At 64.5% G+C, this 20820-nt stretch carries 20 protein-coding genes; 15 read left to right on the top strand and 5 right to left on the bottom strand.

The features are described from left to right. From BM190_RS38470 to BM190_RS38450, 5 genes are all read left to right on the top strand, one after another. Positions 1–355: chemotaxis protein CheW (locus tag BM190_RS38470; RefSeq protein ID WP_092263117.1), on the top strand; the 355-nt coding region annotated here is incomplete at its 5' end. 31 nt (positions 356–386) lie between these two features. Continuing rightward, on the top strand, positions 387–773 hold the full coding sequence (locus BM190_RS38465) for a response regulator (protein ID WP_018321619.1): 387 nt from the start codon (positions 387–389) through the stop codon (positions 771–773). Between the two features lie 61 nt (positions 774–834). Further along, positions 835–1713, top strand: coding sequence for a CheR family methyltransferase (locus tag BM190_RS38460; protein ID WP_092263114.1), 879 nt, complete (start codon positions 835–837; stop codon positions 1711–1713). A gap of 2 nt (positions 1714–1715) precedes the next feature. Continuing rightward, the gene (locus tag BM190_RS38455) at positions 1716–2033 is read left to right on the top strand and encodes a hypothetical protein (RefSeq protein ID WP_018321617.1); all 318 of its coding nucleotides are present in this window, start codon (positions 1716–1718) and stop codon (positions 2031–2033) included. Positions 2034–2174: 141 nt separating this feature from the next. Next, positions 2175–2678, top strand: coding sequence for a response regulator (locus BM190_RS38450; protein WP_018321616.1), 504 nt, complete (start codon positions 2175–2177; stop codon positions 2676–2678). A gap of 53 nt (positions 2679–2731) precedes the next feature. On the opposite strand, the gene BM190_RS38445 is transcribed toward BM190_RS38450, so the two are convergent. Beyond that, complete coding sequence (locus BM190_RS38445) at positions 2732–3052, bottom strand: hypothetical protein (protein ID WP_092263110.1); 321 nt, start codon at positions 3050–3052, stop codon at positions 2732–2734. Positions 3053–3202: 150 nt separating this feature from the next. Between BM190_RS38445 and BM190_RS38440 the strand changes: the two genes are divergently transcribed. Then, complete coding sequence (locus BM190_RS38440; protein WP_026202588.1) at positions 3203–3838, top strand: response regulator transcription factor; 636 nt, start codon at positions 3203–3205, stop codon at positions 3836–3838. Between the two features lie 163 nt (positions 3839–4001). Here BM190_RS38440 and BM190_RS38435 read toward each other — a convergent pair whose 3' ends face one another. The 3 genes from BM190_RS38435 to BM190_RS38425 form a co-directional block, all read right to left on the bottom strand. Beyond that, on the bottom strand, positions 4002–7595 hold the full coding sequence (locus tag BM190_RS38435) for a PAS domain S-box protein (RefSeq protein WP_092263105.1): 3594 nt from the start codon (positions 7593–7595) through the stop codon (positions 4002–4004). Further along, positions 7573–7992: a response regulator gene (locus BM190_RS38430; protein WP_018321612.1), complete on the bottom strand. Its 420-nt coding sequence runs from the start codon at positions 7990–7992 to the stop codon at positions 7573–7575. The genes BM190_RS38435 and BM190_RS38430 overlap by 23 nt, the downstream gene beginning before the upstream one ends. A 188-nt stretch (positions 7993–8180) precedes the next feature. Beyond that, the gene (locus BM190_RS38425; protein WP_092263101.1) at positions 8181–8897 is read right to left on the bottom strand and encodes a GntR family transcriptional regulator; all 717 of its coding nucleotides are present in this window, start codon (positions 8895–8897) and stop codon (positions 8181–8183) included. Positions 8898–8991: 94 nt separating this feature from the next. Between BM190_RS38425 and BM190_RS38420 the strand changes: the two genes are divergently transcribed. The 6 genes from BM190_RS38420 (at position 8992) to BM190_RS38395 (ending at position 15276) form a co-directional block, all read left to right on the top strand. Continuing rightward, positions 8992–10011, top strand: a complete 1020-nt coding sequence (locus BM190_RS38420) for an ABC transporter substrate-binding protein (RefSeq protein ID WP_092263098.1) — start codon at positions 8992–8994, stop codon at positions 10009–10011. Continuing rightward, entirely contained in the window at positions 10011–10772 is a 762-nt protein-coding gene (locus BM190_RS38415; protein ID WP_018321609.1) for an ABC transporter ATP-binding protein, read from the top strand. The genes BM190_RS38420 and BM190_RS38415 overlap by 1 nt, the downstream gene beginning before the upstream one ends. A gap of 10 nt (positions 10773–10782) precedes the next feature. Beyond that, positions 10783–11643 (top strand): ABC transporter permease, encoded by an 861-nt coding sequence (locus BM190_RS38410; protein WP_092263095.1) that lies wholly within the window; start codon positions 10783–10785, stop codon positions 11641–11643. After that, entirely contained in the window at positions 11640–13379 is a 1740-nt protein-coding gene (gene araD, locus BM190_RS38405; protein ID WP_092263092.1) for an L-arabinonate dehydratase, read from the top strand. The genes BM190_RS38410 and araD overlap by 4 nt, the downstream gene beginning before the upstream one ends. A gap of 9 nt (positions 13380–13388) precedes the next feature. Beyond that, positions 13389–14108: a ribonuclease activity regulator RraA gene (locus BM190_RS38400; RefSeq protein ID WP_018321606.1), complete on the top strand. Its 720-nt coding sequence runs from the start codon at positions 13389–13391 to the stop codon at positions 14106–14108. A 76-nt stretch (positions 14109–14184) separates the two neighbouring features. After that, positions 14185–15276, top strand: a complete 1092-nt coding sequence (locus BM190_RS38395; protein ID WP_092263089.1) for an SMP-30/gluconolactonase/LRE family protein — start codon at positions 14185–14187, stop codon at positions 15274–15276. Positions 15277–15477: 201 nt separating this feature from the next. Here the strand turns inward: BM190_RS38395 and BM190_RS38390 are convergent, their stop codons facing one another. After that, positions 15478–17583, bottom strand: a complete 2106-nt coding sequence (locus tag BM190_RS38390; RefSeq protein WP_092263087.1) for a S9 family peptidase — start codon at positions 17581–17583, stop codon at positions 15478–15480. 326 nt (positions 17584–17909) lie between these two features. On the opposite strand from BM190_RS38390, the gene BM190_RS38380 reads away from it, so the two are divergent. The 3 genes from BM190_RS38380 to BM190_RS38370 form a co-directional block, all read left to right on the top strand. After that, positions 17910–19346, top strand: a complete 1437-nt coding sequence (locus BM190_RS38380) for an MBOAT family O-acyltransferase (protein WP_092263082.1) — start codon at positions 17910–17912, stop codon at positions 19344–19346. Next, a complete protein-coding gene (locus BM190_RS38375) occupies positions 19346–20446 on the top strand; it encodes a hypothetical protein (RefSeq protein WP_092263079.1) in 1101 nt (366 codons plus the stop codon). The genes BM190_RS38380 and BM190_RS38375 overlap by 1 nt, the downstream gene beginning before the upstream one ends. 77 nt (positions 20447–20523) lie before the next feature. Further along, a partial coding sequence (locus BM190_RS38370) for a transposase (protein WP_143109184.1) occupies positions 20524–20820 on the top strand: 297 nt, incomplete at its 3' end.

The following is a 20820-nucleotide window of genomic DNA, read 5'->3' as shown; positions in this document are numbered from 1 at the left end:
CGTCACCCGCGTGCCCTTGTCCTCGCGCGAGATCGCGGGCGTGCTGAACTTGCGCGGCCGCATCGTCACCGTGGTCGACATGCGCGCCCGGCTCGGCCTGCCGCAGCCCGAGGACGGCAAGGTGCCGATGGCGGTCGGCGTCGACCTCCGCGGTGAATCCTATGGCCTGCTGATCGACCAGATCGGCGAGGTGCTGCGCCTGCCCGAAGCCGGCATGGAAGAAAATCCCGTCAACCTCGATCCCCGCATGGCCAAGCTCGCCGGCGGCGTCCACCGCCTCGAGGGACAGCTCATGGTCGTCCTCGACGTCGATCGCGTCCTCGAGCTCGAAACCAAAGTGCAGATGGCTGCGTGAGCCAACGAAACATCGAAGCCGGAGAACCAAAATGAAGACCTGCTTGGTGGTTGATGATTCCAGCGTGGTGCGCAAGATCGCCCGCCGGATCCTGGAAGGCCTGGAATTCGAAGTTACCGAGGCCGAGGACGGCTCGAAGGCGCTCGAGATCTGTCAGCGGCAGCTGCCCGATGCGGTGCTGCTCGACTGGAACATGCCCGTGATGGACGGCTTCGAATTCATGGGCCACATGCGCCGCCTGCCCGGCGGCGACCAGCCCAAGGTGGTGTTCTGCACCACCGAGAACAATGTGGCGCATATCGCGCAGGCGCTCAGCGGCGGCGCCAACGAGTACATCATGAAGCCTTTCGACAAAGACATCATCGCCGACAAGTTCGCTGAAGTAGGTTTGATCCCGGTCGGACAAGCCATGGTCTGAGTGTGTCTGGCCCGCGTATTCAGGCCAGAGTGTTCCAGTACAAGCTTCGAAGAGGCCATCCGTGACCCCGACCGAGTATGAGTATCTGCGTAAGTTCCTAAAGGAAAATTCCGGTCTCGATCTTTCCGCAGACAAGCAATATCTGATCGAAAGCCGCCTGCTGCCGCTGGCCCGCAAGGCCGGACTCGCCGGCATCGGCGAGCTCGTGCAGAAGCTGCAAGGCGGCGCGCGCACGGTGATCACCGACGTGGTCGAAGCCATGACCACCAACGAGACCTTCTTCTTCCGCGACAAGGTCCCGTTCGATCATTTCCGCGACACCATCATGCCCGAGATCATCAAGGCGCGGGCCGCCCGCCGCAGCATACGGATCTGGTGCGCCGCCGGCTCGACCGGGCAGGAGCCCTATTCGCTGGCGATGTGCCTGAAGGAGATGAGCGCGGCTCTCACCGGCTGGCGCATCGAGATCATCGCGACCGACCTGTCGCAGGAGGTGCTGGAGAAGGCCAAGGCGGGAATCTACAGCCAGTTCGAGGTGCAGCGCGGCCTGCCGATCCAGATGCTGATGAAATATTTCAAGCAGACCGGCGAGACCTGGCAGGTCAATCCCGAATTGCGGGCGATGATCCAGCACCGGCAGCTCAACCTGCTGCACGATTTCGCGCAGCTCGGCACCTTCGACGTCATCTTCTGCCGCAACGTGCTGATCTATTTCGATCAGGACACCAAGATCAACATCTTCAACCGGCTGGCCCGCCAGATCGAGCCCGACGGCTTCCTGGTGCTGGGCGCGGCCGAAACCGTGGTCGGCCTGACCGATACGTTCCGGCCGATTCCGGAGCGGCGCGGCCTCTACAAGCCGAACGATCCGCGTGCCGCAGCCCCCAAGCCGGCTCTGGCCGGCGCGGCGCCGCGCCTGGCGGCCATGGCAGGACGATAGACATGGCCGAGGATGGCAAGGGTACGGAACGCGTGACTTTCAGTCGCGGCTACGATGTCTGCATCATGGCCATCGACGGCACCTGGCGCCGCGACTGCAAGCTCAACGCGATCTCCGATACCGACGCCATCCTCACGGTGGAAGGCTCGATCCAGGGGTTGAACCTGAAAGAGTTCTTCCTGCTGTTGTCGTCCACGGGCCTCGCCTACCGCCGCTGCGAGCTGGTCCGCGTCAACGGCGCTGAGATGGACATTCAGTTCCTGCGCGGCAAGAACAGGAAGAAGCGCGGCGCAGCCGGCGGCCGCGACGAAGCGGCGTGATCCGCCCGCATCCGTCGCCGTCTTTTCCGGTCCGTTGCTTCACATTTTCTGAAAACATCCGAATGAATTCGCGACAGGGCCTTTACGTGGCCTAAGCGCGAACCGTGTATCCATTGATGGTCCCAATCTCAGGATACTGAAATGCCCAGAAGTTCTCTTTCCCCCATCTCCTCAAACCTGCCCGACGGCGCCGAGCGACGCGCGCTTCAGCTCCTGGTGGTCGATGACGACGCCACGCAGCGCAGCCTGATCACGGTCGCCGCCAAGCAGGCCGGCCACGAAGTCACCGTGGCGCCGTCAGTGGCGGATGCGATCGAGAAGCTCCGCGCCGCGCGCTTCGACTGCGTGACGCTCGATCTCGTGCTGGAGGATGGCGACGGCATCGACGTGCTGCGCGAGATGGCGGCGGCGAAGTTCGGTGGCGCCGTGATCGTCATCAGCGGCATGGACGGCAAGCGCCGCAGTGCCGCCCGCAGCTTCGCCCGGTCCGTCGGGATCGAGCTCCAGAGCCTGCCGAAGCCGCTCGACCTCGCGGCCTTGCGCATCAGCCTCGCCAATCTCGGCAAGACCGCGATGGGCCTTCCGGCGATCCACACCTGGGGTGGTGTCGCCACCGACGCGATCGTGGAACGACACCGCGCCTAGGACTTGCGGAGCTGCCATGCGATGGATGCGGCCGGCGTGCCGCTGATCGCGATCTATGCCGGGCTGCCGGATTCCGAGAGGCATTGCAGGGCGTGGCCGAGGCCCGCCCGGCAGGCGTTGAGAGCGGCGCTCGCCGTCGCATAGCGCGGCGTGACGTCGTCGAGCACGAAAATGTCGGCGGAACCGGCCCGATCGCCGTTATCGTCGTGCGCCAGACCCATTTCCAGCAGGCTAGCTTCCATCATGGCTGCGTCGATCAGGCGCATGCTGCTCTCGATCTGTGTGATCAGGGCGCGAAGATCGGCAGCGATCAACTGACGGCTGTCAGTTTCAGGCATCGCGATGAGCGGGGGTGTGCCAGCGAAATTTAGCATGGATATTCTCCGTACCCCGCAATTAGGCACCCTGCCGCTACTTGTGCGTTAAGTCCATGTCCCGTACAAATACGGGTGGGCCGAATCCGCGCCGAACGCCATAACGGTTTGGCGCGGACGCGAGTCCTTCATGCCAACTGGATGTGGCACATGGCCGAACAAAGCTCTCGCGGTGAAATCTTCGTGGTCGACGACGACCCTGCCGTTCGCGACACCCTGTCGATGGTGTTGAAGGCGGCGGGCTATGAGGTGATCTGTTTTGCGGACGGTGCAGCGCTGCTCTCCGTCGCGCGAAACCGCACACCGGCTGCGATCCTGCTCGACGTGAACATTCCCGGAAAGTCGGGCCTCGACATCCTGAAGGAGCTGCACGGCGAGGATTATCCGGCGCCGATCTTCATGATCTCCGGGCAGGGCGACATCGCGATGGCGGTGGGCGCGATCAAGAGCGGCGCGCTCGACTTCATCGAGAAGCCGTTCCGCGGCAGCGAGATCGTCGGCCGGCTCGACGAGGCGATCGGCGCCTATGCGCGCAGGCAGGCGGAGAACGCCTCGCCGAAATTCGGCTCGCTGCACTTCCCCGGGCGCGAGCCGCTGACGCGCAGGGAGCGCGAGGTGCTCGAGCAGTTCGCCTCCGGTGCGTCCAACAAGGAAGCCGGCCGCACCCTCGGCATCAGCCCGCGCACCATCGAGGATCACCGCGCCAACATCATGAAGAAGCTCGGCGCGCGCAACGCCGCCGATCTGATCCGCATCGTGATGACCGCGGCCCAGCGCGCGTCGTAGGCGGCTGGTTCTCTCTTCGTGCCCCGGACGCAGCGCATCATGCAATGATGCGCTGCTGAGCCGGGGCCCATCTCTCCAAACTCACCGCTGACAGTTCCGGGTCCCGGCTCTGCGGCGCAGCGCCAGGGGCGCTACGCCTTGTCCGGGACACGAGCGCGAGACCTCAAGCGCTCAACGCCTTGCGGATGATCCGCGCGAGATCCGATTTGCGATAAGGCTTGGCCAGCAGCAGAACGCCGGAATCCAGCCGGCCGTGATGGATGATCGCGTTCTCGGTATAGCCTGACGTGTAGACCACCCTGAGATCGGGGCGTGTCTTCATCAGTTCGTCCGCGAGCTGCCGTCCGTTCATCTTGCCGGGCATGATGACGTCGGTGAACAGCAGGTCGAACGGCTTGCCGGCGGCAACGATCGCCAGCGCCTCGGCCGCATTCGCGGCCTGCAAGGTGACGTAACCCAGCGCATGCAGCTGCGCCAGCACGTAGTCGCGCACCAGCCGGTCGTCCTCGACCACCAGGATCGTCTCGTGTCCGCCCTCGATCGTCGCCGGCGTCACGCCCTCGCCGACCGCTGTCGGCGTCGTGCCGGGTGGCAGGTACATCTTGATCGTGGTGCCGTGGCCTTCCTCGCTGTAGATCTTGATGTGGCCTGCCGACTGCTTGATGAAGCCGTAGACCATCGACAGCCCGAGCCCGGTGCCCTTGCCCGGTCCCTTCGAGGTGAAGAAGGGGTCGAACACCCTGGTCAGCATGTTCGCAGGGATCCCGGTGCCGGTGTCGCTCACGGCGATCAGCACGTAATGGCCGGGGCGGACGTCGTTGCCGCTGGCATAGACCTCGTCGAGATAGGCGGCGCCGGTCTCCACGATCAGCTTGCCGCCGCCGGGCATGGCGTCGCGGGCATTGAGCGCGAGATTGAGGATCGCGGTGGTGAGCTGGTTGGGATCGACGATCGCGACGCAATTCTCGTCCTCGAACACCGATTCGATCTGGATCTGCTCGCCCAGCGTCGGCCGCAACAGCTTCGCGGTGTCGACGACCAGCGAGTTGATGTCGATCTCGCGCGGCTGGAGCGGCTGCTTGCGCGCGAAGGCCAGCAGGTGCTGGGTCAGATCGGCGCCGCGCGCGGCGGCCTCGTCGATCATCTTCGTGATGGCCGCAAGCTGCGGCTCCTTCTCGACGGCTTCCGCGAGGATCTCGATCGTCCCGGTGATGACGGTGAGGATGTTGTTGAAATCGTGCGCCACGCCGCCGGTGAGCTGGCCGACCGCCTCCATCTTCTCGGCATGGCGGATGCGCTCCTCGGCGGCGATCTTGTCGGTGAGGTCGCGGTAGAAGACGTTGAACAGCAGGCCTTCGCGGCGCTTCAGCGCGGTGACGCTCAGCTCGGCCTTGAATTCCTTGCCGTCGCGGCGACGGCACATCAGCTCGCGGCGGCGGTTCAGCGTCCTGTCGCCCTCGTTCTCCAGGAAGTGCTTCAGGCCGGCCCTGACCCTTTCGCGTTCGCTCTCGGCGACGATCAGGTCGATCGTGCTCTTGCCGAGCACCTCGTCGCGGCACCAGCCGAACAGCTGCTCGGCCTGCGAGTTCCAGTTCAGGATGCTGCTGGTCTCGTCGGTCTGGATGAAGGCGTCGAGCGAGGTCTCGACGATGTTGCGGGCGAGCCGCTCGCTCTCGCGCAGCGATTCCTGCGCGAGCCGCGCTTCCGTCATGTCGCGTCCGACGAAGAAGAAGCGCTGCGCCTGCTCGGACCAGTTGCCGAGCCAGGACAGCCAGACCTCGTGCCCGTTCTTGTGGAAGCAGCGGGTGTCGCCGAGCTTGGGGCGCTCGCCGCGCCGCATCGCGCGCATGTCCTCGCGCGATTGTGCCAGATGGTCGGGATGAATGAAGTCCGCGCCGCTGCGGCCGATCATCTCCTCCGGCCGGTAGCCGAGAATGGTCTCGCTGCTCGGGCTGATCTGCGCGACATGGCCCCGCGGGTCCATGACCATGATCAGATCCTGCGAGGTATCGAAGATCTGCCGGCGCTCTTCGAGCTGCTGCTGCAGCTGCCGCTCGGCCCGCCGCGCCTCGGTGAGACTGTGCGCAGTCCCGGAGACGCCGATGATCTCGCCGGACGGCCCCCTGATCGGCGAGAGGCTGAGTGAGATCTCGACCGGCGTGCCGTCCTTGCGCAGGCGCACCGTCTCGAACCGCTCGATCGGCTCGCCCCGCGCGATCCGCGCCAGATAGCCCTTGCCATGCTCGCGCCGGTCGGGCGGCACGATGATCGCAGTGGATTTCCCAATCGCCTCACTAGCCGAATAGCCATAGAGCCGCTCGGCGGCCGGATTCCAGCCCGTGATGATGGCGTCGAGCGTCTGCATCACGATCGCATCGTCGGACGATTCGACGGCAGCGCTGAACAAGCGCTCCCGCGCCGCATGATGGCTTCGCGCGGCCTCGGTGCGGCGATGCTCCTCGATCTCGCGTTGGAGCGCGGCCGTCTTCGCCCGCGTCTCTTCGACCATCTGGGCGAAAGCCCGCGCCAGCACGCCCGTCTCGCCGCTGGCATCGACGGGGATGTCGGCTGGCCGTCCGTTGCCGATGGCCTCCACCGCTGCGGTCAGGCGACCGATCGGACGAGTTAGCGAGCGCGCAAGCAGCACCGCGAGTAAGGCCGCGGCGAGGACAGCGAGGATACCGACCAGTAACGACGTTCTTTGAATCGCCGCCGGTACGAGGCCGAACACCGGCGCGGGGATTGTCTCGATGATTGCGACCCATTCTTTGCCCACGAGCAGCGCCGGCGCGATCGCCGCCCCGCTCGGCCGGCCCGGCCCGTCGGTCATGAGGCGCGTGGATCCCTCCAGCGTACCGGTCAAGGCACCAAAATACGGAAAGTCCTTGCGCCAGTCGTTGGGACGATCATGCAATGCGCCGAATTCTCGCGTGCGATCCGGATGAACGAGATAGTCGCCGCGCGAATTCACGACGTAGATTTCGCCCCCCGAGGTCGATGTCGCGCGGACGCGGTCGAGCGCCGGACGCATGTCGATATTGGCGATGATGATCCCGAACGGCTTGCCATCCGGCGTGAACAGCGGCGTTGCGACCCGCAGCGTCGGAACGTGCAGGGCGGTGGTGCCTCCCTGGCGGGTCGCGAGATCGATGGGTGAAACGTAAATCTCGCCCGGCGCCAGGCGTATCGTGTCCTCAAAGTACGTTCGTTCGCCCTTGCGCTCCAGTTCGCCGCTGGGGACGATCCGTGCCGTTCCATTCGGGCCAGAGCGGTCGACGCGGACCAGCTCGCGCTGATCGTCGTCGAGACCGATGATGCGAAACTGCCCGTAGATGGGTTTGGCCTCGATCTCGGCCGCGAGCCGCGTGGCGATACGCTCGCGCCAGGTTTGCTCCGAGACGCCGTCTGAAGGGTCAATTCCTCCGGCCACGTGAGCGCGGATCAGGCCATTGATCGCCGCGGCAGAGCGATAGCCGATCAAATCGCCGCGGGCCCCGGCAACATAGGATTCCAGATTGGCCGCGAGCAGGCGCGACTGGGCCCCGACCCGCTCCAGGACGCGCGGAATGACCGCTTGCGTGGTGTTGCGAAAGCCGAGCCATCCGACTGCGGCCACGGTGACCGCCACCAGCAGGATCATCGCGATTGCCAGCCGCGTTGCGAGGGTCAAGCGGATGTTCGCAGAGCTTCCAGGATGACCACGCCTGGTCTGGCCTGGAGCCGCGGCGCGCCCTTCATCGGTGGCCGGAGCTGACATCGGACCCCTCCGGCGCGCCTGCTTTCAGGCAGCCATCGACAGCGGCAAGCAGGGCGTCAGGCCGGAACGGCTTTTGCAGACTTGCCACCGCGCCGAGCTTGGTCGCCATCTTCAGGAAGTCCGGTTCCGCATAGGCGTCCGGCGTGATCGAGCGGCCGGAAATGACGATGATCGGAATGGCCGGAGCCAGCACCCGGATGTGACGCATTGTCTCCAGCCCGTCCATGCCGGGCATGAAGATGTCGAGAAACAGGAGGTCGAATCGGCTGGCCTCGAACAGCGCAAGTCCCTTGCGGCCATCGCCCGCGACCGTGACGTGATGACCGGCCCTCTCCAGGAGCAGCCGGATCGTGATTTGAACGGCCGGGTCGTCATCCACGATCAGGATGTTGGCCACGTCTGAATTCCTCCGGGCCGGACAGGACGTCCCCACCGGCCGCAAATCAAACCATCAAAGACGAAATTGTTGCGCGGATTCCGCCCGGCCTGCAAGCACTTCGCGAGTGCCCGGTGAATGCTCGCCCAAGGGAAGCATGATTATGCACGGTTACGTGCATAAGGGGGTTCGCCAGGCTGGTGGTCTGTCTAATCGGTCAGATATTCCGGATAATGGCTCCGGATCTTGTCGAGCTCGCTGAGCGTGCCCGATAGGTGCTTTCGCAGATGCTGTTGCGCGGCGTCGGGGTCGCCGGCTTCGATCGCGCGGGTGATCAGCTTGTGGTGGCGGACGATGTTCTGGGCCTTGCCGGGCGAGGGCAAATGCAGCCGGCGCAGCCGGTCGATATGTCCGCTGCGGCTGCGCACCAGCGTCCACAGCTCCTGCTTGCCAGCCGCAGCATAAAGCTGGGCGTGAAAATCATTGTCGGCGGCGATGAAGCTCTCGAAATCGCCGGCCTTGGCGAACTGCTGCTGAAGCGCGATCACATGGTCGAGGCGGAGGACCAGGGCCTGGTCATGCTGCTCGGCGAGCAGCCGGACGATTTCGAGCTCGAGCGCCTGGCGCAGGAAATGGGCCTGCTTGGCGCGGCTGACATCGACCCGGCTGACCACGGTCGCGTGCTGCGGAAACACGTCCACGAGCCCTTCTTCCTCGAGTCGCATCAGGGCGTCGCGGATCGGCGTCGAGCTGACGCCGAATTGCGCAGCGAGATCGGTGCGCGACAGCGGCGACCCCGGGGGCAGTTCGAGCGCGAGAATGGCGTTGCGCAGCCGCTCGAACACCTGCGGCGCGGCCTGCCGAGCCCGGTCGAGCGGCGCCCCCCGGCGGGCGGTCGCGCGGGACGCGGAATGGGCGGTTTCCATGCGAGGAACTCCGGGAGACTTGCCTTTGATGCACTAATGCATTAGTGCATCAGCAGGATCGCTCGTCAATGGCGGCCGGAGGAAACGAACAATTATGATCAAGCAATTCCAGCGTGGCGCTGCCGCCATCGCCCTGATCGTCGCAACCGTGCTGGCGGCTTCGCCGGCGCGTGCGCAGCAGAAGTCCGAGATCGCGCTGTCGCGCCAGCCCGGCATTTTCTACATGCCGAGCCACATCATGGAGAAGCTGAAGCTGATCGAGAAGCACGCAGCTTCACTCGGCCTCGCAGGCATCACCACCAAATGGATCACCTTCTCCGGCGGCGGCGCGCAGACCGATGCGCTGCTCGCGGGCGGCGTCGACATCCTCAACACCGGCACCGGCAACCTTTTGCTGTTGTGGGACCGCACCCGCGGCGGGGTGAAGGGCATCGTCGCGACCTCGGCGCAGCCGATGACGCTGATCAGCCGCGACGCCAACATCAAGTCGATCAAGGACTTTGGCCCGGCGGACAAGATCGCGGTGCCGACCGTCAAGGTCTCGACCCAAGCGATCGTGCTTCAGATCGCAGCCGCCGAGGCCTTTGGCGCCGATCAATGGTCGAAGCTGGATGCCAACACGGTGCAGCTCGGCCATCCCGACGCCTATGCGGCGCTGTCCAACCCGAAGCACGAGGTGCACAATCACTTCTCGATCCCGCCGTTCACCTTCCTGGAGCTGAAGAACGTGCCGGGCGCGCATATCGTGCTGTCGTCGCCGGACGTGATGGGCGGGCCGCTCAGCCAGGCGCAATTCTTCACGACCACCAAGTTCGCCGAGGCCAATCCGAAGATCATCCAGGCCGTGCGCGACGCGACCAAGGAAGCGCAGGCCCTGATCCGCAGCGACACGAAACAGGCGGTCGAGATCTACAAGGAGATCACCGGCGACAAGACCTCGGTCGAGGAGCTGCTCGATCTGCTCAAGGAGCCCGGCATGATGGAGTGGAATCTCGAGCCGCAGGGCACGATGAAGTTCGCCGCGCATCTGTTCAAGACCGGCACGCTGAAGAGCCAGCCCAAGGCCTGGACGGACTATTATCTCCCCGTCGCGCACGATCTGAAGGGCAACTGATGGCGCTGCTCGACGTCAGCTCCGTGACGCTGCGCTACAAGACCTCCAGCGCAGTCGTTACCGCCACCGAGAGGGTGAGTTTCACCGTCGACAAATCCGACCGCTTCGTGCTGCTCGGTCCCTCCGGCTGCGGCAAGTCGACCCTGCTCAAGGCCGTCGGCGGCTACATGACCCCGAGCGAGGGCCGCATGACCATCGGCGATCGCGAGATCCACGGTCCCGGCGCCGACCGCATGATGATCTTCCAGGAGTTCGACCAGCTCCTGCCCTGGAAGAGCGTGCTCGCCAACGTGATGTTTCCGCTGCTGACCGCGCGAAAGCTGTCGCGCAGGGACGCCGAGGCGAAGGCACGGGCCTATATCGAGAAGGTCGGCCTCACCCGCGTGGTCGATGCCTATCCGCACACGCTGTCCGGCGGCATGAAGCAGCGCGTCGCGATCGCGCGCGGTATGGCGATGGAGCCTGATATCCTGTTGATGGACGAGCCGTTCGCGGCGCTCGACGCCCTGACGCGCCGAACCTGCCAGGACGAGCTGCTTCAGCTCTGGAGCGAGACCAAATTCACCGTGCTGTTCGTGACCCATTCGATTGCGGAAGCGATCCGCATCGGCAACCGCATCCTGCTGCTGTCGCCGCATCCCGGCCGGGTCAAGGCCGAGGTGATCGACGTCGACAAGGTTTCGAACGAGGACGGCAGCGCCGGCCGGCTGGAGAAGGAGATCCACGATCTCCTGTTCGCCGGCGAAGCCACTGCGCATTGAGGAGCCTCTGATGGGCGAAGCCAAGATATTGCTGCGGGCCGAGCCGGCCGCCGCGATCGGGACGAGCGAGGTCGAGCGCAAGCTGAGCGTGCTCGAGCTGTTGTGGAACGACGGCTTCGTCCGCAAGTCGGTGATCATTCTGTTCCTGGCGGCGGTCTGGGAAGCCTACGGCGTCGCTCTCGACAATCCGCTGTTGTTCCCGACGCTGCACGATACCGCGATCACGCTGTTCGACCGTGTCAAGGACGGCACCATTCCGATGCGGGCCTGGACGTCGCTGAAAGTGCTGTTCATGGGCTATTCCGCCGGCATCGCACTGGCCGCGATCTTCACCGTGCTCGCGATCTCCACTCGGATCGGCACCGACTTCCTCGAGACGGTGACGGCGATGTTCAATCCGTTGCCGGCGATCGCGCTGTTGCCGCTCGCATTGATCTGGTTCGGGCTCGGCAATGGCAGCCTCGTCTTCGTGCTGATCCACTCGGTGCTGTGGCCGGTCGCGCTCAACACCCATTCCGGCTTCAAGAGCGTGTCCAACACGCTGCGCATGGTTGGCCGCAATTACGGCCTGCGCGGATTGCCCTATGTGGCAAAGATCCTGATCCCCGCCGCGTTCGGCTCGATCCTCACCGGCCTGAAGATCGGCTGGGCCTTTGCCTGGCGTACGCTGATCGCGGCCGAGCTGGTGTTCGGCGTGTCCTCGGGGCAGGGCGGCCTCGGCTGGTTCATCTTCGAGAACCGCAATCTGCTCGACATACCCGCGGTGTTCGCGGGCCTCTTGACGGTGATCATCATTGGGCTCTTTGTCGAGAACCTGATCTTCCGCGCCATCGAGCGGAACACCGTGCAGAAATGGGGCACCCAATCATGATCAAGAAGAAAATAACGCCCGACCAGCTCCGCAGCGCGCGCTGGTTCGCGCCCGACGATCTCCGCTCGTTCGGCCACCGCTCCCGCACCATGCAGATGGGCTACGCGCCGGAGGAGTGGAAGGACCGCCCGATCATCGCGATCCTCAACACCTGGTCGGATGCGCAGCCCTGCCACATGCACTTCAAGTCGCGCGTCGACGACGTCAAGCGCGGCATCCTGATGGCCGGCGGCCTGCCGCTGGAGCTGCCGGCGCTGTCGCTGTCGGAATCGCTGCTCAAGCCAACCACCATGCTCTATCGCAATCTGCTGGCGATGGACGCCGAGGAACTGCTGCGCAGCCATCCCGTCGACGGCGTGGTGCTGATGGGCGGCTGCGACAAGACCACGCCAGCGCTGCTGCTGGGCGCGACCTCGATGAACATTCCGGCGATCTATCTGCCGGCCGGCCCGATGCTGCGCGGCAATTGGAAGGGCAAGACGCTCGGCTCCGGCTCCGACGGCTGGAAATACTGGGACGAGCGCCGCGCCGGAAAGATTTCCGACAAGGACTGGCTCGACATCGAGGCCGGCATCGCCCGCAGCTACGGCACCTGCATGACCATGGGCACGGCCTCGACCATGACGGCGATTGCCGAAGCGATCGGCATGACGCTGCCCGGCGCCTCCTCGATTCCCGCGGCCGACGCTAATCATATCCGCATGGCCTCTGAATGCGGCCGCCGCATCGTCGAGATGGTGTGGGAGGACCTGACGCCGAAAGTGATTCAGACCCGCAAGGCGTTCGAGAACGCGATTGCGGTCGCCATGGCGATGGGCTGCTCCACTAATGCGATCATCCATCTGATCGCGCAGGCCCGCCGCGCCGGTCAGGACATCGGTCTCGACGATTTCGAGATCGCGAGCCGCAAGGTGCCCGTCATCGCCAACGTGCGGCCGAGCGGCGATGCCTATCTGATGGAGGACTTCTTCTATGCCGGCGGCCTGCCGGCGCTGATGGGGCAGATCAAGCAACATCTGCATCTCGACTGCATCACGGTGACCGGAAAGACGCTGGCTCAGAATATCGAGGGTGCCGAAGTTCACAACGACGACGTAATCCGCGGAATCGACAACCCCATCTACAAGGAAGGCGCGCTCGCCGTGCTCAAGGGCAATCTCGCGCCCGACGGCTGCGTGATCAAACCCTCCGCCTGCGCGCCGCGCTTCCTCAAGCACACCGGACCCGCGCTGGTGTTCGACGATTACCCCTCGATGAAGAAGGCGGTCGACGATCCCAATCTCGACGTCACCGAGGATCACATTCTGATCCTGCGCAATGCCGGGCCGCAGGGCGGGCCGGGCATGCCGGAATGGGGCATGCTGCCGATCCCGACGAAACTGGTGAAGCAGGGTGTGCGCGACATGGTGCGCATCTCGGACGCGCGCATGAGCGGCACCAGCTACGGCGCCTGCATCCTGCACGTCTCGCCGGAATCCTACATCGGCGGCCCGCTGGCGCTGGTACAGAATGGCGACCGCATCACGCTCGACGTTGCCGCCCGCACCATCGATCTCGACGTCCCCGAAGCCGAGCTGGAAAAACGCCGCGCCGCCTGGAAGCAGCCCGAGCGCCGCTTCGAGCGCGGCTACGGCTGGATGTTCACCAAGCACATCAAGCAGGCCAATGACGGCTGCGACTTCGACTTCCTCGAGACTGATTTCGGCGCGCCGATCGGCGAGCCGTCGATTTACTAAAGGACGCACATGTCAAAACTCAGCGAAGCCACCCGCACAAAACTCAAATCGGTCTCCACCGCGACCGTCGCCACCGCGCTGTTCAAGCGCGGGCTGCGCATCCAGATGATCCAGGACGTGCACCCGCTCGGTGCGGACCAGCCGACCATGGTCGGCGAGGCCTTCACGCTGCGCTACATGCCGGCGCGCGAGGATCTCAACACCATCGAGGTCTTCAAGGACCGCTCCCATCCGCAGCGCAAGGCGGTCGAAGATTGCCCTCCGGGCGCGGTGCTGGTGATGGACAGCCGCAAGGATGCGCGCGCGGCCTCGGCCGGCGCCATCCTGGTGACGCGCCTGATGAAACGCGGCGTCGCCGGCGTCGTCACCGACGGCGGCTTTCGCGATTCCGCCGAGATCGCCAAGCTCGGCATCCCCGCCTATCACCATCGCCCGTCGGCGCCGACCAATCTCACGCTGCACCAGGCGATCGAGATCAACGTCCCCATCGGCTGCGGTGATGCGCCGGTGTTTCCCGGCGACGTCATTCTTGGCGATGCCGATGGCGTCATCGTGATCCCCGCGCATCTCGCCGATGAGATCGCCAACGAGACCTTCGAGATGACGGCGTTCGAGGATTTCGTCACCGAGGAAGTCGGCAAGGGGCGCGGCATCTTCGGTCTCTATCCCGCCACCGATCCGCAGACGCTCACCGATTTTGCGGCGTGGCGGAAGAAGAATGGCCGGTAAGGCCAGCGCCAAACCAAGTCAAGAAAACAGGCCGGCCACATCAAGCGCCGGCCTTTTATCACCCAGGGAGGATTTTATGAATTTCACGCGACGCAATCTCGTGGCCGGCGCTGGCGCAGCAATGGCGTCCACGCTTCTGGCCCGCGCCGCCGGCGCCCAGTCGTTCCCGTTCACGCCCAACCAGCGCTACCCCGACCCCGCCGTCCAGATCCTCGATCCTAGCTTCACAAAATACCGGCTCTACTCCTCGACGGTCGAGCAGGTCGCATCAGGCATGCGCTGGGCCGAAGGCCCGGCCTATTTCCCCGAGGGCGGCTATCTCCTGTTCTCCGACATTCCCAACAACCGGATCATGAAGTTCGACGAGAAGACCGGGCAGACCAGCGTGTTCCGCGCCAATGCCAATTACGCCAATGGCAATGCGCGCGACCGCCAGGGCCGTCTCGTCACCTGCGAGCATTCCGTCACCCGCCGCATCACCCGCACCGAGAAGGATGGCAAGGTCACCGTGCTCGCCGACAAGTTCGAGGGCAAGCGGCTGAACGCGCCGAACGACATCGTGGTGAAGTCCGACGACAGCATCTGGTTCACCGATCCCCTGTTCGGCATCAACGGCGAGTGGGAGGGCAAGAAGGAGAAGGCCGAGCAGGCCACCACCAACGTCTACCGCATCGCCAAGGACGGCAAGATCACCGCCGTCCTCACCGACCTCGTCAATCCCAACGGCCTCGCCTTCTCGCCGGACGAGAAGAAGCTCTATGTGGTCGAATGGAAGGGCACGCCCAACCGCAGCATCTGGAGCTACAATGTCGGCGACGATGGTGCGCTCAGCGGCAAGACCAAGCTGATCGACGCCGCCGATCAGGGCTCGCTCGACGGCTTCCGCGTCGACCGCGACGGCAATCTCTGGTGCGGCTGGGGCTCCAACGGCGCGCTGCAGGGCGAGCCGACCGATGTCGGCGGCCGCAAGGTGTTTCAGCTCAGGGCCAAGCCGGAGGATCTCGACGGCGTCATGGTGTTCAACGCGGACGGCAAGCCGCTGGCCTTCATCAAGCTGCCCGAACGCTGCGCCAACCTCTGCTTCGGCGGCCCGAAGAACAACCGGCTTTACATGGCGAGCAGCCATTCGGTGTATGCGCTGTATGTCGAGGCGCACGGGGCGGTGTGAGTCTTCGCCTCTCCCCACCCTACAAGACCGTCGTCCCTGCGAACGCAGGGACCCATAAACCCAAGGAGCAATTTGGCGAAGACTTGCAGTTAAGAAATCTTCGCCGGTACTGCTTTCGCCTTCCACCGATACATCACGCGGTATGGGTCCCCGCGTTCGCGGGGACGACAGCGGAGGATGTCGCTACGGCGGTGGGTGTGGCTACACCCCGGCCTCCGCCATCCCCGCCGCCCACAGCGCGAACGCATAGACGATCGCGACCTCATCCAGCCGGTCGAATCGGCCCGACGCGCCGCCGTGGCCGGCGCCCATATTGGTGCGGAGCAGGACCGGGCCGCCCCCGCTCATGGTGGCGCGCAGGCGCGCGATCCATTTGGCGGGCTCCCAGTAGGTGACGCGCGGATCGGTCAAGCCGCCCATCGCCAGGATCGCCGGATAGTCCTTTGCCGCGACATTGTCGTAAGGCGAGTAGGACAGGATCGTTCGAAAATCCTGCTCGCTCTCGATCGGGTTGCCCCATTCCGGCCATTCCGGCGGCGTCAGCGGCAGGGTGTCGTCGAGCATGGTGTTGAGCACGTCGACGAACGGTACTTCGGCGACGATGCCGGCGAACAATTCGCCGGCGCGATTGGCGACCGCGCCCATCAGCATGCCGCCGGCCGAGCCGCCATGGCCGACGATGCGTTTTGCGCTGGTGTATTTCGCATCAATCAGCGCGCGGGCGCTGGCTGCGAAATCGTCGAACGAGTTGATCTTCATCTCGCGCTTGCCGTCGAGATACCAGCCCCAGCCCTTGTCGGCGCCGCCGCGAATATGGGCGATGGCGTAGACGAAGCCGCGGTCGACCAGCGACAGGCGGTTGGCGTTGAAGGAGGCCGGCATCGCCATGCCGTAGGAGCCGTAGCCGTAAAGCAGCAGCGGCGCCGTGCCGTCGAGCTTGAGCCCGCGGCGGTAGAGGATCGACACCGGCACCTCGGCGCCGTCATGCGATTTCGCCGTGATGCGCGTGGTGACGTAATCGGCCGCGTCGTGGCCCGACGGAATCTCCTGGCGCTTGCGCAAGGTGCGCGTGCGCTTGACCATGTCGTAGTCATAGACTTCCGACGGCGTCGTCATCGACGAATAGGCGAAGCGCAGATTCGTCGTCTCGAATTCGTAGGAGCCCATCGTATCCAGCGAATAGGCGGCCTCGTCGAAGGCGATGGCGTGCTCCTCGTTCGAGGCGAGATCGCGGATCACGATCGCCGGCAGCGCGTTGGCGCGCTCCAGCCGCACCAGATGGCCGGCATAGAGATCGAGGTCGATGAGGTAGATGCCGGGACGATACGGGATCAGATCGCGCCAGTTCTTGCGCTCGGGCGAGAGGAGCGGCGCCGTGACGATCTTGAAGTCGATGGCATCGTCGGCATTGGTGAGGATGAAGAGTTGATCGCCGCGATCGGCCAGCGAATATTGCACGCCTTCCTCGCGCGCCGCGACCAGGCGCGGCGGCGCCTCGGGGTTGGCGAGATCGATCAGCCGCTGCTCCGAAGTCTCGTGATCGCCGCCGGCGATCACGCAGAAGCGGCCGCTGGTGCTCTCGTGCAGATGGGTGAACCAGCCGGCATCCTGCTCTTCATAGATCAGCGTGTCGTCGGCCTGCTTGGTGCCGAGCTTGTGCCGCCACACCTGCATCGGCCGGTGGTTGTCGTCGAGCTTCACATAGAAGAAGCTCTTGCAGTCCGCGGCCCAGACCACGCCGCCATCGGTCTCCTCGACCACGTCGTCGAGATCCCTGGCTGTTGCCCAGTCGCGGACGCGGATCGAAAAATATTCCGAGCCCTTGGTGTCGGCGCTCCAGGCCTGCAGCTTGTGATCGTAGGAATGCCGGCTGCCGCCGAACCTGAAATATTTGTGATCCTTGGCGAGCGCATCGCCATCGAGCACGATCTCGCCGTCGCCGCCGTCGCGCGGCATGCGACCGAACAGCTCGTGCTGTCCGCCCTCGCGAAACCGGCGGAAATAGGCGAACAGGCCGTCGGGCGAGGGCACGCTAGAATCGTCCTCCTTGATCCGCCCGCGCATCTCCCGCACCAGCGTCTTCTGCAGGGATGCGGTGTGCCCGAGCAGGCTCTCGGTGTAGCCGTTCTCCTCATCCAGATATTTGCGGATGTCGGGATCCAGCACCTTGGGATCGCGCAGCACCTCCTGCCATTTCGCGTCCTTCAGCCAGGCATAGTCGTCGGTCACGGTGATGCCGTGCCGCGTGAAAGAATGCGGCCGGCGCGGGGCGACGGGGGGCTGGGAAGGGGTTTTGGCCTGGGTCACTCGATCCTCATTCGTGTCCGACGTCGCTGCTTTGCCTCTCCCCGCTTGCGGGGAGAGGCCGGATTGCATCAAAGATGCAATCCGGGTGAGGGGGACTCTCCGCGAGTCCAACTCTCACCGTCCTTGCGGAGACTCCCCCTCACCCCGACCCTCTCCCCGCATGCGGGGAGAGGGGGAAGGAAGCGGCTCGCCGCGTTCCCTTATATCGTTCCGCTTCCGTGGATTGCCAGCGCGGCTAGTGCCAAAGACTGGTGCCAAGTCGCCGGGTTGTTGATCGGCCCCTTGTATGCTTTACGGACCAAAATCCCCGCCGCCGGTCCAGCCTGATGCTGTTCAATTCCTACCCGTTCATCCTGCTGTTCCTGCCGGTCGTTCTGGCGGGCTATTTCTGGCTTGGGCGGCGCAGCAATTTCACGCCGGTGATCTGGCTGGCGCTGGCCTCGCTCGCCTTCTATGCCATCGGCAACTGGCAGTTCGTGGCCCTGTTGCTGCTGTCGATCGGCTTCAATTACGGCGTCGGCCATCTCCTGATCGTGGCGAAGCTCGGTCCGTCACACCGAAAGGCGGCGCTCGCACTCGGTGTCGTCGGCGATCTGCTCGTGCTCGGCATCTTCAAATATGCCGGCTTCGCTGCCGAGAACATCAACACGCTGTTCGGCTCGCATCTTGCGGCTCACATCCTGTTGCCGGTCGGCATCTCCTTCTACACCTTCACACAGATCGCGTTCCTGGTGGACGCCTATCGCGGGCGGGTCGCGGCCTATGCGTTGCCGCATTACGCGCTGTTCGTGACCTATTTCCCGCATCTGATCGCCGGGCCCATTCTCCACCACAAGGACATGATCCCGCAGTTCGAGCGGAAGGAGACGAAGTATCCGGACGGACATCTGATGCTGTGCGGTGTCATCATCTTCGCCATCGGCCTGTTCAAGAAGACCTGTCTTGCCGACGGCATCCAGCCGCTGGTCGCGCTCGCCTTCGAGGCGCGCTCGCCGAGCTTCGATCAGGCCTGGTGTGGTGCGCTCGCCTACACGTTCCAGCTCTATTTCGACTTCTCCGGCTATTCCGACATGGCGATCGGGATATCGCTGATGTTCGGCATCTTCCTGCCCGTCAATTTCAACTCGCCCTACAAGGCGACCAGCATCGTCGAGTTCTGGCGCCGCTGGCACATGACGCTGTCGCAGTTCCTTCGCGACTATCTCTACATCCCGCTCGGGGGCAACCGCCACGGCCGCGTGCTGCGCTATGTCAATCTGATGATCACGATGCTGCTCGGCGGGCTCTGGCACGGTGCGGCCTGGACTTTTGTCATTTGGGGTGCGCTGCACGGCGCTTATCTCTGTGTCAACCACGCCTTCAACACGCTGATGCCGAACATCCCATCTGTTCTCACGCGCCCGGCCCGCATCGCCGGAGCGGTGCTGACCTTCCTCGCCGTCGTCGTCGCCTGGGTGTTCTTCCGCGCCGAGAGCGTTGCGTGGGCGCTGCGGGTTCTCCGCGCCATGGCCGATCCCTCCAACATCGTCTTCGGCCGCGAGGAGATCGCGGCGCTGGTGCTGGTCGCCGTCTACGCCGCGCTGGTGTGGCTGGCGCCGAACACGCAAGGCATTCTGGGATACGATCACGCTAACCGCCGGGTCGGCGAGAGCCTGCGGGCAGGGCGCATGCGGCCGCTGTTTCTCTATGGCGCATCGCTGGTGCTTGCATTCGGCATCTTGGGCATCCAGAGCCACAGCGAATTCATCTATTTCCGGTTCTGATGCGCAGGCCGTTCACCAGTCTCAAGCGCCTTCTGCTCGCGAGCATCGCATTCTTGCTTGGTGCTGCCGTGCTCACCTACGTCGTCGATCCCCTGCAACTGTTCCGTCCCTCGCGCTCCGCCTTCTATTCCGACGACACGCGCGTGCAGAATGCCGGTCTGATCCGCAGCCAGTCGTTCGACACCGCCTTCATGGGCACCTCGCTCGCGATCCATTTCCGCCAGAGCGATATCGACCGTGCGCTCGGCGTTCGCTCGCTCAAGCTGGCGATGACCGGCTCCAACTCACGCCAGCAGGCCTTCGTGCTGGAGCAGGCGATCGCGGGCGGCGCAAGGCGCGTGATCTGGGCGATGGACGATTTCATCTTCGTCGATGCGGCCGACATCGAGGCCGATCCCTATCTGTCCGTCGATCTCTATCGCGGGACGGCCAAGGGCATCGCATCCTATCTGTTCAGCGCCGCGATGGCGAAGGAGTCCCTGTTCACGCTGCTGCGGTCGGTCCCGCCGTTGCAAGGGCCGCTGACCCGCGCGGCGCCGTTTCTTCCCGTCAAGTTCGCGTTCGCCGATGTCGACGACATCTACGCGCTGCCGCGGGATTTCGACATTGCTCGCGAGTACAATGCGAGGAGGACGCTCGCCGCCTTCGCCTACATCACGAGCCCGGTGCGCAGCCGTTTTCTCGGCGAAGGCTACGGCTATGACGCCATGGTCAGGCATTTCGAGCGCGATGCCATCGGCCTGATCACGCGCCACCCCGACGTGACCTTCGACATCTACTTCCCGCCTTATTCGATCCTGCAATTCGTCGCGATGCGCGATGCCTCGCCCGAGACGCTGAAGATCGTCACCGATCTGACGGCAGTGGTCGCGCAGCGCCTGACGCAGCTTCCCAACGTGCGCCTGCACGATTTCCGCGCGATCAAGGCGGTGACGCACGACCTCGAAAATTACGGCGACGTCATCCACCACTCGCCGGTCGTCGATGCGAAAGTGCTGCAGTGGCTGGCGAGCGGGGAGTATCGCGTCGATCCGAAGACGCCGACGGCGTCGCTGGATGAGCTGAACGCGCAGGTCGAGGCGTATCGTGTCGCGCGCTGATCTTCCCCTCTCCCCCTGTGGGCCTGTTGCGTAATCCGCCAGTTGTGATTCCCTAGGGCAAAGCCTTGGAGGTATCGATGGCGGTGAAGCGGACAGGACAGCCGAGCTTTGTGGAAGCGCTGATGCCGAAGGGCGCCGGCGCCAATGCGGCGCTGGATCGGTTGGCTGGCCTGGTCAAGTGGTACCGGTTCGAGAAGCTGATCGGCCATTTGCGGGATGAAGGGAGTCCCGGTCGTCCAGGCTATCCGGTGCTTGTGCTGTTTCGCGCGGTGCTGCTGCAGTCGCTCTACGGTCTTTCGGAGCGCGAACTGGAGGAGGCGCTGGGCGACCGGTTGTCATTCAAGCGCTTCGTTGGTTTGAGCCTCGAGGATGCC

The sequence above is a fragment of the Bradyrhizobium sp. Rc3b genome, assembly GCF_900114915.1.
Taxonomy (GTDB): Bacteria; Pseudomonadota; Alphaproteobacteria; order Rhizobiales; family Xanthobacteraceae; genus Bradyrhizobium.
Note: the sequence above shows the minus strand (reverse complement) of the source record. Positions and strands in the feature narration are given on the sequence as shown.

What these genes read in the sequence shown, in the direction of transcription:
- BM190_RS38465 (WP_018321619.1), top strand. Translation starts at nt 387, where the DNA reads ATGAAGACCTGCTTGGTGGTTGATGATTCCAGCGTGGTGCGCAAGATC.
- BM190_RS38455 (WP_018321617.1), top strand. Translation starts at nt 1,716, where the DNA reads ATGGCCGAGGATGGCAAGGGTACGGAACGCGTGACTTTCAGTCGCGGC.
- BM190_RS38450 (WP_018321616.1), top strand. Translation starts at nt 2,175, where the DNA reads ATGCCCAGAAGTTCTCTTTCCCCCATCTCCTCAAACCTGCCCGACGGC.
- BM190_RS38445 (WP_092263110.1), bottom strand. Translation starts at nt 3,052, where the DNA reads ATGCTAAATTTCGCTGGCACACCCCCGCTCATCGCGATGCCTGAAACT.
- BM190_RS38440 (WP_026202588.1), top strand. Translation starts at nt 3,203, where the DNA reads ATGGCCGAACAAAGCTCTCGCGGTGAAATCTTCGTGGTCGACGACGAC.
- BM190_RS38435 (WP_092263105.1), bottom strand. Translation starts at nt 7,595, where the DNA reads ATGTCAGCTCCGGCCACCGATGAAGGGCGCGCCGCGGCTCCAGGCCAG.
- BM190_RS38425 (WP_092263101.1), bottom strand. Translation starts at nt 8,897, where the DNA reads ATGGAAACCGCCCATTCCGCGTCCCGCGCGACCGCCCGCCGGGGGGCG.
- BM190_RS38420 (WP_092263098.1), top strand. Translation starts at nt 8,992, where the DNA reads ATGATCAAGCAATTCCAGCGTGGCGCTGCCGCCATCGCCCTGATCGTC.
- BM190_RS38415 (WP_018321609.1), top strand. Translation starts at nt 10,011, where the DNA reads ATGGCGCTGCTCGACGTCAGCTCCGTGACGCTGCGCTACAAGACCTCC.
- BM190_RS38410 (WP_092263095.1), top strand. Translation starts at nt 10,783, where the DNA reads ATGGGCGAAGCCAAGATATTGCTGCGGGCCGAGCCGGCCGCCGCGATC.
- araD (WP_092263092.1), top strand. Translation starts at nt 11,640, where the DNA reads ATGATCAAGAAGAAAATAACGCCCGACCAGCTCCGCAGCGCGCGCTGG.
- BM190_RS38400 (WP_018321606.1), top strand. Translation starts at nt 13,389, where the DNA reads ATGTCAAAACTCAGCGAAGCCACCCGCACAAAACTCAAATCGGTCTCC.
- BM190_RS38395 (WP_092263089.1), top strand. Translation starts at nt 14,185, where the DNA reads ATGAATTTCACGCGACGCAATCTCGTGGCCGGCGCTGGCGCAGCAATG.
- BM190_RS38380 (WP_092263082.1), top strand. Translation starts at nt 17,910, where the DNA reads ATGCTGTTCAATTCCTACCCGTTCATCCTGCTGTTCCTGCCGGTCGTT.
- BM190_RS38375 (WP_092263079.1), top strand. Translation starts at nt 19,346, where the DNA reads ATGCGCAGGCCGTTCACCAGTCTCAAGCGCCTTCTGCTCGCGAGCATC.